Origin of the sequence: Sphingobium sp. JAI105 (assembly GCF_015752145.1) — a bacterium.
Classification (GTDB): Bacteria; Pseudomonadota; Alphaproteobacteria; order Sphingomonadales; family Sphingomonadaceae; genus Sphingobium; species Sphingobium xenophagum.
The window spans coordinates 2,858,071-2,868,590 of sequence record NZ_JADOUC010000001.1 but is presented as its reverse complement, the minus strand read 5'-3'; the positions used below and the strand labels follow the sequence as shown (position 1 = coordinate 2,868,590).

General features: G+C 61.3%; 9 protein-coding genes and 2 pseudogenes. 6 read left to right on the top strand and 5 right to left on the bottom strand.

Going from position 1 to position 10,520, the window contains the following annotated elements:
- Nucleotides 1-20: 20 nt before the first annotated feature.
- The 5 genes and pseudogenes from istB to IWY39_RS13730 all read right to left on the bottom strand — a co-directional run bounded on the left by istB (nucleotide 21) and on the right by IWY39_RS13730 (nucleotide 3,472).
- Nucleotides 21-770, bottom strand: coding sequence for an IS21-like element helper ATPase IstB (gene istB / locus IWY39_RS13750; RefSeq protein WP_231377638.1), 750 nt, complete (start codon nucleotides 768-770; stop codon nucleotides 21-23).
- A 42-nt stretch (nucleotides 771-812) separates the two neighbouring features.
- Entirely contained in the window at nucleotides 813-2,366 is a 1,554-nt protein-coding gene (istA, locus tag IWY39_RS13745) for an IS21 family transposase (RefSeq protein ID WP_107126060.1), read from the bottom strand.
- 180 nt (nucleotides 2,367-2,546) lie between these two features.
- Nucleotides 2,547-2,876, bottom strand: a pseudogene (locus IWY39_RS13740) (VirB4 family type IV secretion/conjugal transfer ATPase); the annotation flags it as partial.
- On the bottom strand, nucleotides 2,849-3,133 hold the full coding sequence (locus tag IWY39_RS13735; protein WP_107126256.1) for a type IV secretion system protein VirB3: 285 nt from the start codon (nucleotides 3,131-3,133) through the stop codon (nucleotides 2,849-2,851). The gene IWY39_RS13735 and the pseudogene IWY39_RS13740, both read right to left, overlap by 28 nt.
- Before the next feature lie 3 nt (nucleotides 3,134-3,136).
- Entirely contained in the window at nucleotides 3,137-3,472 is a 336-nt protein-coding gene (locus IWY39_RS13730) for a TrbC/VirB2 family protein (RefSeq protein WP_107126292.1), read from the bottom strand.
- Nucleotides 3,473-3,720: 248 nt separating this feature from the next.
- On the opposite strand from IWY39_RS13730, the pseudogene IWY39_RS24615 reads away from it, so the two are divergent.
- The 6 genes and pseudogenes from IWY39_RS24615 to IWY39_RS13705 form a co-directional block, all read left to right on the top strand.
- A pseudogene (locus tag IWY39_RS24615) lies at nucleotides 3,721-3,897 on the top strand (IS6 family transposase); the annotation flags it as partial.
- 257 nt (nucleotides 3,898-4,154) lie between these two features.
- Nucleotides 4,155-5,456 (top strand): tyrosine-type recombinase/integrase, encoded by a 1,302-nt coding sequence (locus IWY39_RS13725; RefSeq protein ID WP_229380794.1) that lies wholly within the window; start codon nucleotides 4,155-4,157, stop codon nucleotides 5,454-5,456.
- A 294-nt stretch (nucleotides 5,457-5,750) separates the two neighbouring features.
- Entirely contained in the window at nucleotides 5,751-6,554 is an 804-nt protein-coding gene (locus IWY39_RS13720; protein ID WP_145169889.1) for a C1 family peptidase, read from the top strand.
- On the top strand, nucleotides 6,493-6,864 hold the full coding sequence (locus IWY39_RS24610) for a protease inhibitor I42 family protein (RefSeq protein WP_409994385.1): 372 nt from the start codon (nucleotides 6,493-6,495) through the stop codon (nucleotides 6,862-6,864). The genes IWY39_RS13720 and IWY39_RS24610 overlap by 62 nt, the downstream gene beginning before the upstream one ends.
- A 162-nt stretch (nucleotides 6,865-7,026) precedes the next feature.
- The gene (locus IWY39_RS13710) at nucleotides 7,027-8,010 is read left to right on the top strand and encodes an ATP-binding protein (RefSeq protein WP_107126289.1); all 984 of its coding nucleotides are present in this window, start codon (nucleotides 7,027-7,029) and stop codon (nucleotides 8,008-8,010) included.
- A gap of 28 nt (nucleotides 8,011-8,038) precedes the next feature.
- Nucleotides 8,039-10,495, top strand: a complete 2,457-nt coding sequence (locus IWY39_RS13705) for a S8 family peptidase (protein WP_107126288.1) — start codon at nucleotides 8,039-8,041, stop codon at nucleotides 10,493-10,495.
- Nucleotides 10,496-10,520: the final 25 nt, after the last annotated feature.

The following is a 10,520-nucleotide window of genomic DNA, read 5'->3' as shown; positions in this document are numbered from 1 at the left end:
CAGTGGATGCCTGGTTGCTGTCAGGGTTGAGTGATTTCGATATTTGCTTCCTGGGTCAAGCCATGCGGAGCTTTTTGTCGCCGCATGCTGTCTCCTTTCAGCGTGATGCGATGGGCATTGTGGACGATGCGGTCGAGGATAGCATCGGCGATCGTGGGCTCGCCGATCATTTCGTGCCAGGCCGCCACGGGGAGCTGGGCGGTGATGAGCGTGGATCTGCGGCGATACCGTTCCTCGAAGATTTCGAGCAGATCAAGGCGTTGCTGATCGTTGAGACTATGGGTACCCCAGTCGTCCAGAATGAGCAGCTGAACGCGGGCAAGCTTGTCGACGACGCGTGGGAAGCGACCGTCGAGGCGCGCGAGTGCAAGATCCTCGAACAGGCGCGGCATGCGCAGATATAAGACGGAGTGATCCTGGCGCGCCGCCTGTCGCCCGAACGCACATCCCAGCCACGTTTTTCCCGTGCCGGTTTGGCCGGTGATAATGAGATTCTCATTTGCCTTGAGCCAGGCACCCTGTGCGAGCGAGAGGATATTGCGGCGATCCAGTCCGCGATGCGCCCCGAAGTCGATATTTTCGACACAGGCGTCGACAAAGCGCAGTTTCGCGCTGGCAAGACGATTAGTCAGCCGTCGATCGGCGCGAGTGGCGATCTCGCGGTCCAGCATGAGCCCGAGCCATTCGTCTCGGGTCAGATCGCCAGCGGTGTCTTGCTCGGCAATGTCGCGCCACGCGGCCGCCATGCCCGCTAGCCCCAGGCTATGCATTTGATCAAGGGTAGGATGCGTCAGCACAAGATCGTCCTTTCATTATTGATAATAGGACCCGCCACGGATGTTGTCGTGCGCCGGTGTTGGTTTGAGCGGCCCCGCTGTCGGCTGGATCTTGTCGAGCCCGGCCTTGAGGATGGCGTTGAGGGATGAGTAGGTAACGGCGCCGATCACCAGCGCTCGATCGCAGGCGGCTTCAAGCCGATCGCGCTCGTAGCGCCGGGCCAGCGAGAGGACGCCCATGGCGGAGCGATAGCCCTGCTCGGGATGTGGCTTGTCGATCATCAGCCTTTCCACGAACGTCGCTGTGTTAGGACCGGTTTTCCTGGCGCGCTCGATCAGGCTCGCTGGCGATATATTCGCATAGCGCTGATGCGCCTTGGGCATGTGCTCATTCACGGTAACGTGCCCACGGCGCTGCGATGTCCGCATATGGCTGGCGACCCGCGCATGATCGTAGAAGATCTCGACCACTCGATGCGTCAGGCGGATATCGACCTGCCGGCCGATCAGTCCGTGCGGCACGGAGTAAAAGGTCTTGTCGACCTCGACATGATAATCAGGATGGACCTTGGCGCGTTTCCACTCGGCATATTCGAACACCGACGTAGGTAACGCCGCCAATGCCGTCCGTTCGATCTCGTCAAAGATTGCGCGACGGGATTTGCCGACATGGCGCATGGGCCGATCATTGAGATCAACCAGCAAGTCCGCGATCGCGGCATTGAGATCCGCCAGACTGAAGAAGCGCCGATTGCGCAGCCGCGCCAGGATCCAGCGCTCCACGATCAACACTGCGCCCTCGACCTTTCCTTTGTCGCGCGGCCGCCGGCTCCGGGTAGGCAGGATCGTCGTATCGTAATGCTCGGCCATCGCCGCAAAGGTCGCGCTGAGCGTGGGCTCGAACCATAGCGCTTTGGCAACGCCCGCTTTCAGATTGTCGCACACGATCGCGCGCGGAACGCCGCCAACAAAGGCCAATGCCCGGCACTGCGCGTCGATCCAGTCCGGCAACTGCTGGCTCAAGCTGGCCATTGCGAAGGTGAAGGATGAAGCACCCAGCACCGCTACGAAGATCTGTGCCTGGGTGATGACGCCCGTCACAGGATCGATCAGCGGCACAGTCTGCCCGGCATAATCGGTTTGCAGGACGGCGCCCGCCTCATACCGATTGCGAAAGCTGACATGGGTCCGCCGCTGGAAGGACAGGAACCGATCGCAAAACCAGGTATAGCCATAGCCATTGGGATGGGCAGCCCGATATTCTTGCCACAGCAAAACCAGCGTCACGCCCTTGCGCTTGATCTCCCGCGCAACCACTGGCCAGTCCGGCTCGCCCAGATCCTGAGGAGGGCGGCCGACACGGCGGAACACCAGCCGTTCGATCGCTGCGTCGTCGTCGTAGCCGGCCGGCAACGGCCAGCCTGTCAGCCCAGCCTCGCGCGCCCGCAGTAAATAGGTCGACACCGTCGTCTTGCTAAGCTTCAGCCGCTCTGACACGGCCCGTACCGACAAACCCTGATCGTAGGTCAGCCGGAGGATCGATCGCATGTCCTTCACGTCGGTTCGTCTCGTCTGCTTCCGCCTTGGCATCACCCCTCCCATCGCAACGATGAGGAGCAACAATGCCAGAGCGGCGCATCACAAAACCTAACCTTGATCCTGTCCCAAACCCTGTCCGGGATTTAGCGGAATCACTGTCCCGTATTTACTGAAATGCCTGTCCGCGATTTAGTGAAATAACTGTCCGGAATTTTCCGAAACACGCACTGCATCCAGCCTGGCGCTGAAGGCGTCGGTATAGTCGGCTTCGAGCGAGGTATCGACGCGGCGGCGGATGATGTGATGATAGAGGGCAAAGCGCGACGAACCGACTGCCTGCAACATCGCATCACGCAGCGCCTTGCGATAGTTGAGTTCGTCCGTATCCGCCGTCTCGAACAGGAAACCGCCAAGGTGGATGACCTGCATCAGCAGCCCGTCCCGGGTCAGCAGGGTGCTGTCATCGATCTGCGCGGCATAGGGCAGCCGACTACCTACCGATCGATCGCGCCGGGCGGTCTTCTGCGATGCGCTCAGGGACGATAGGAATTGCAACGCCATAGCCGATAGTTGGGAATGCGGGGGCAGCGTGCGACCTTGACCAGCCATAAATCGAAGATCCGTGGCTCGCGCAGGCAGGCGAGATAGCCAATGACATGGATGATGACCGCCGCCAGCAGCACCCACATGGATTTAAGCACGAGAAATAGCTCGGTGGTGACGATCGCGTTGATGACGAAAAAGCTATAGGTGACGCCCGCGAACATTTGCGGCCGCGCCAGTGCCACGAACAGCGTGTCACGATCGAGCTGGCTCACCGGTCAGTAGCCGGGCGAGGCGGCGGACTGGATGCCGCCCACGATGCTGGCAGCGCCGAACAGGATGAAGCAGCCCAGGATCACCACTGCGCCATAGCGCCAGTTCATGCGGCCGGTCAGCATCATGAAGCCCACGGCAGCGACTGCCATGACCGCCGCGACGGTGGCGACGGTGCCGAGCATCGTGCCCTGGAGCCATTGCAGCGCGCCCACGATCGGGCCGGAACCTGCGGGGTCGGAATAGACATCCTGGCCGAAGGCGCTCTCAGAAAATACTGCCAGCGCTGGCACAATCAGGAGGCGGATTGTTATCAAAGAAAATTCAAGCTGCCGCTTCATGAATGCGGACCCCTAGGCGTATTGATAAATCCCGGCGTTTTGCCAGGCTGATTAATCGATGCATGATCAACGACGCATCGTCAATGGCCGCTCTAAATCACCCCGCCCGTTCCCAACGACAGTCGCATTCCAAAAATATGGCTGTCTGGCCGATCGACAGGGCGGCAATCTGCGGAGAACAGAAAAGCATTGATTGCTACCCATCAGTGTGAAGGGGGACGAAAAATAGTCCATTTCGGACGAGTGTCCGACGACGAGAACGCGCGATGCTGCGCTTCAGGCGAATGACGGCGCTACAAAAATTCGCCTCCGTTCACGCCATGCTGCAAAACCACTTCTCGCTGGAACGCCATCTCGTAGTTCGAGAAACATCCAAGGAGAGACGCTCCGCCGCCCAGGCAGAGTGGCAGGCAGTCGCGAGCTAGGCCCCTACCCTTCCCGTCTGGAATGCATCTGGTGGAGACGAGTTCGCATTAGACTGACAGCACCGCCACTGGACGGTCTCCCGCGAGCCGCGGCGGACTATCCAGAACCTCATAAAAACTAATGATACCAGCACGTTGAAAAATAATTTGCGGCCGTTCTGGTTCGTGGCTGACCGCCGTAGGCCGCAGCCACGATTGGGAACAGAATTGGGGCTGGATATCGGCCCACGGGCTTCCCAGCTGAATGTGCGGAGGTCATGATGGCACGCAGATTCGGCAATAAACTGGTGGCCAAGCAGGTCGCCGCAATCACGAAGCCGGGAAAGCACTCCGACGGCAATGGCCTCTATCTGCTGGTAAAACCCAACGGAAATCGATCGTGGGTTCTGATCCTCATTGGGGGTGGCCAACGTCGGGAGATGGGATTGGGCAGCCCGGATTCCGTATCGCTCGCCACAGCACGCAAACTCGCGGGAGAAGCGAAGGCCGCATTCGTCGAAGGACGCGATCCGATCGCGGAGCGGGTCGAGGCACGGCCGAAACCGTCCGAGCCTGATAACGTAATTCTACCCGGGCCTAAGCGCCGTACCCGCCTTCAAGGTGGGGTCACCTTCTGGGGCTTTGCGGAAAAGTTGATCGATGAGATTGAAGGCGGGTTTCGCAACGACAAGCATCGCAAACAATGGCGGGCGACGTTGAAAACCCATGCCGCGAAACTTTGCGACATGGAAATTTCCACGATCGCCACTGAAGATGTCGTTGCGGCACTGCAGCCGATCTGGTCGAGGGTTCCGGAGACGGCCCGACGCGTGCGGGGCCGCATCGAGCGTGTTCTCGATGCAGCTCGGGTAGCCGGGCATCGAGCGGGCGAAAACCCCGCGCGTTGGAAGGGACATCTCGAGCTGATGATGCCTAAGCATCGAAAACCGACGGAACATCATGCGGCGATGCCTTACGTTCAGGTGCCGGACTTTTTCAGTAAACTCAAGCGGCGGGAGGCGATCGCTGCTCGCGCGCTCGAATTTACTATCCTCACGGCAGCACGAACAGGCGAGGTCATCGGCATGACCTGGGGCGAGGTCGATTTCGAGGCTCGACTGTGGACGATCCCGGCTTTGCGGATGAAGACCGAGGCCGAGCATACCGTGCCGCTCACAGATCACGCCGTAGCTCTACTGAACGCTCTCAAGCCGAAGAATGCGGGAGTTCACCAACCAGTCTTTCCGGCGCAGCGTGGCGGCAAGCTGTCGAACATGGCGATGTCGATGCTACTTAGACGGATGGGCGTAGACAGCGTTACCGTACACGGCTTCCGTTCTTCATTTCGTGACTGGGCTGGTGAAGAGACCAATTTCGAACGGGAGACGGTGGAAATGGCGCTGGCTCACATGGTCGGCAGCAAGGCCGAGCGGGCTTACCGACGCGGCCGGGCGCTCGCGAAACGGCGAACCGTGATGGAGGCATGGGATATCTATTGCTCGGGAGGAACTGAAGGCGCGACTACTCGGGGCCCCGCAAAAGCGGTAAATGGCGACGGTGATATCGCGGAGGCCGTTTGACGCATGGCTATATTGCTCGGTGACGAAGACTGGTACTCAGCCCGTGCTGAATGGCAATCCATACGTGTTTCTATCCGATGGCGGACAGGCGCATTTCTTTGCGGCGGACGGAGTACTTAGTGATATCTGCAAGCAGCTCGGCTGGGATGACGTCATTGCCAATACGCTTTGGCACACCTTCGGCACAGATATTCGGATCCAACCGGGGCGTCGTTCTGGGCGGCTCCTATGCGTCTGATGGACTGGTGACGATCCGTCGGGCAGGTTGAGGCCCATAAGGGGGAAATTGAGAACGTGGTGGATCTGACACAGGTTGAAGAGGCAATCGCGGCCAAGCGGTTGAGCTGGACGGCGGGCGAGACCCCGATCGCCGCGGCGGCAGCGACGCCGGGCCGCTTCGGTCTCAGGCCAGCGAGCCTCGCGGCCGAAGCGCTTCAGGTCGCGACGATGATGCCGGATGCCTTTCGCGGAAAGCGACCGGCGAAGATCGACTGGCGGGACGACGGCCGTGTCAGCTCGATCAAATATCAGGATATGTGCGGAGCCTGTGTGGCGTTCGCAACCTGCGCGGCCATGGAGAGCGCATTGGCGATTGCTGAAGGCACTGCTGCGGCAGTCGATCTGGCCGAAGCGGATCTGTTTTTTTGCGGCTGTGGTGATTGCTGCGAGGACGGCTGGGACTTCGTGCCCGCTCTGGAACGTGCGACGAAAGGCGTCGGCCTCGAGCAGGATCTTCCCTATGGTGTCGATGCTGTATGCAAGGCCATCCCGGCGGCACTGCGTGTCTCGAGTTGGCAGACGGCGCATAGCGCCGAGGATCGCCGCTATGCGGTAGCCCGCGGTCCGGTTATCGCCGGCATGCGGGTGTTCGACGATTTTCGCTATTACACGGGTGGAATCTATGAGCATGCGACCGGCGATGAGGTCGGCCTGCATGCCGTGTGCGTCGTCGGCTATGACGACGAGGCGTCCTGCTGGATCATCAAGAACAGCTGGTCCGAACGCTGGGGCGAGGACGGCTTTTGCCGGATTGCCTATGGGCAGTGTGGGCTTGATCAGGAATTCCCGTTCATTGGTATTGAGGTCGAGCGGCCATGACGGCGGCAGACCCGTGGTGACGGAGGTTCCTGAGGGTTCGACTGTGCTCGATGCCCGATTGGGCCAGTCCCTCGAACTCGCGCTCCCCGGGGGGGGGGCAACGGGCTTCCGATGGGAGGCGCGGGACGTTGATGGGTTAGAGGTTGAACGGCTCGCCGCCAGGCCAGCGCAATCCTTTGGTGGGAAGGGCCGCGAGATCTTTCTGGTGACCCCACGACGGCCAGGCGACATTTGCTTACAGCTCATGCTCCGCGCGCCGTGGGATACAAAGCCGGCGGAGATCCGGGAACTCCGGTTCAGAATTCGATAGAGACGCGACAATGTTCGGGTGCATGCTTAAGGAGCAAGATGGGAATGTTCGTGGAACGGGAATATCTGGCGTGATTCGGTTGGCCGCAAAGAACTTGGAGTGTCTGTCGACTTCAGGCAAACTGGAAGGCGGAGCCAAAAGGCTACCGCGCCGGGGGAAATAGTGGCGAGCGCAGCTCAGATCATCTCGCTTGTCCGCAGCCATGCGCGCGGCGACGGCAGCCGTTTCACGCAGATTGCGTTGCAGCTGGCTGCGGATGCGGCCAAGCGCGGCCACACGAGGGTCGCGGAAGAGCTTCGTACGCTTGTCGAGGAAACGCGCAATCAGACTGCGACGATCGAGCGTACGCGTGATCCTATTCCGATGGTCCGGCCACGGGGAGAACTCGCCGGGATCCTGACCGCGAGCTTTCCGACCGAAGGTTTGTCGTCGCTGGTGCTGCCGGACAAACTGGGCGACGCGCTCAAGCGGATCGTCAAGGAACAGCGTCAGCGCGAGAAACTCGACGATCACGGCTTGAGCCCCCGGCGTAAGCTGCTGCTGAGCGGGCCACCCGGCACAGGCAAGACCAGCACCGCGGCGGCGCTTGCGTGCGAACTTTCACTGCCTTTGTTCACGATCGAACTCGACGGCATCATCACGAAGTTCATGGGCGAGAGCGCAGCCAAGCTGAGACTGGTTTTTGAATCGATCGCCAATAATCGCGGCGTCTATCTGTTCGATGAGCTCGATGCGCTTGGTGCAGAGCGTTCGATGCAGAACGACGTCGGCGAAGCGCGCCGGATTTCGACGGCATTCCTCAAATTCCTTGAGGAGGATCGCAGTACAAGTCTGATTCTGGCCGCAACCAATCACGCGAAGCTGCTCGACAAGGCGCTGTTTCGCAGATTCGACGCGATCTTCAGTTACGGGCTGCCCGATGCCGAACAGGCGCGTGCGGTGGTCGAGAACAATCTGACGACGTTCGATCTTTCCATATTCGACTGGGCGCGGCTGCTTGAGGAGACGAAGGAGATGTCGCATTGCGACATTGCGCGCGGCTCGGCCGACGCGGCGCGTATCGCGATCTTGGATTATGACGGCGTGCTGTCATCGGATCTCCTGATTTCAGCGCTGGCTGAACGCCGGCAAGGGCATGTGATTTGAGCTCTAAGGTCAGCGTAGGCTAATCCGTATGGCTGATCCCCGCCCCCATCTTTTCGTCGGACGACGAGGCGAGCCGATTCCGTTCCGCGGCGTTGCGCCCAGGATCGTGACGCAGCGCGTGACCCGAGGCAATCGTCGGGCCCATGTCGATGCGCTGGTCGGCGCGGTCGAGCAGGCGATCGAACGCAACGCGCAGCGGATCGCCGAACAGGTGCTGCTGCCGGAGGCCGAGCGAGGTGTTTATCTCAGCTTCGAGGCGCCCATCGCGACGCCGATGCCGCTCGCCTTCTTCGACTCCAGCCGTCGCGGCATCGACCTGCTCTCTGTCGAGGTCGACCAGGCGCGACAGACGGCCAACGTCTTCATGCGCGCGGAGAAGGTCGACAAGTTCAAACGCGCTACCGAAGCCTATGCCGACAGCGAGCCGGACGTGGGCAAGAAACCCGACAATGAGCAGTTTTTCGACCGGCTGGCCCGCATTCGACCCGCGACACTGCGCGACCTTTGGACCGACACCGCCGACCTCCCCGAGATCGACGAGATGTTTGCCTGGGAGCTGTGGCTTCGGCCCGGAACCGAGGACTGGATCCGGGACACGGCACCTGAACTCGATATCGGAATCGAGCGCGGACGGCTGCAGTTTCCGGAAGCCGTGGTTGTTCGGGCACGATGCACACGGCGGCAATTGCGCGAGCTGATCCGCAAGGCGCCAGCGGTCGCCGAACTGCGCGCCGCGTCATCTTTCATGGCGCATTTGCTGGAGCTTGCCCCAGGTCAGCAGGCAGCGGCTGCGAACCGTCTGCTTGAACGGATCGTCGAGCCGGGTGCGGATGCACCCAGAGTGTGCATCCTCGATAGCGGCGTGCGTCGGGGGCACCCCTTGCTCGCGCCGTTTCTGGCTGCCGATCGCTGCCTGACGATCAATCCGGCCTGGAGCGCGACGGACCATCACGGCCATGGCACAGGCATGGCCGGGGTAGCGCTATACGACAATCTCGCACCGCTGTTGGCCGGCGCCGCTCCGGTCATGGTGACACATCGCCTCGAATCCGTGACGGTGCTGCCCCCTGCCGTAGCGGGCGTGGCGCAACCCTTACCCGGTGCCTCGATCCGCGACGCGGTGCGACTGGTTGAGCGAACCGATCGCGCCAACCGCATCTTCTCCCTGTCGATGAGCGTCCCGCGCGAGCGATCTGACGGGCGGCCCTCGAGCCTTTCGACGGTAATCGACCAGCTCGCCTTCGGCCGGCCAGGCAAGCAGCGGCTGTTCTTCGTCCCCGCGGGCAATATCGATGAGCAGGCCTATGAGGTCGATGATCATATCGCGCTCAACGATGCCTCGCCGATGCGATCGCCAGCGCAGGCGCTGAACGCGATCACGGTCGGCGCCTGCACGCATCTGGTCGAGGATGACGAGCCCGTCGGCCATGTGTCCGGCGAAGGGGACCTTTGCCCGACGTCGCGTACCGGCGTGGCATGGCTGAGGCCAGTGCTGTGCAACAAGCCGGACATCGTCATGGAAGGTGGGAACCGCGTTGCGGACGAGGATGGGGTCGGCACCCTGAATGCGCCGCATCTGAGCGTCGTAACAACGGCGCGAGATTTCGCGCAGCATCGCTTCACCTGTACCGGCGAGACGAGCGCCGCGACGGCAGCGGCGAGCGGCCTGGCTGCCGCGATCCTTGCCGCCTATCCCGATGCGACGCCCCAGACGGTCCGGGCACTCATGATTCATTCGGCGCGCTGGACGCCCGCCATGCTCGCCCGTCTGCCCGGCAACCCCAACCGGTCGGATTATGCGACGTTGCTGCAGCGTTTCGGGTTCGGGAAACCGGATCGCGAGCGCGCGCTTGCCAGTTTCGACAATGCCCTGACCATGATCGTTCAGGACGAGATTCAGGCCTATCGTCGCGGCGCTGCCAGCATCGCGCTTGGCGAGATGAATTGGCATGCGCTGCCATGGCCGCGCGAAGCACTGGAGCAACTCGGACCCGAGGAGGTCCGGCTGCGGCTCACTCTGTCCTATTTTGTCGAGCCGAACCCGTCACGCTCGGCACGTCAGCAATCCAATCGTTATCCCTCCGTAAAGCTGCGGTTCTTCCTCAAGGGAATTGACGAGACCGCCGATGAGGCGATCGCCCGCGTCAATCAGCTGGCGCGCGGCGAGGATTATGAGGCCGAGGATCTCGACGAGGATGACCGGTTTACGATCGGGCCGACCAACGCGCGACGGGGCTCGTTGCATCATGACGTCTGGACAGGTCCGGCCTCTGATCTTTTGCTGAAGGACGGTATCGGGGTGATGCCGGTCAAGGGCTGGTGGGGAGACAAGAAGAAGGGCGCACGCTGGCTGCGCAAAGTCCCTTATTCGCTGGTCGCCTCGATCGAGACGGCGGAAGTCGATATCGAAGCCGCCATCTATCAGGAAGTCGCGGCGATCATCGAGAACGATGTCCAGGTTGCGATCGAGAATATGATCGGGTGAGCGGTTCGGCTTTTACCGATTGCAC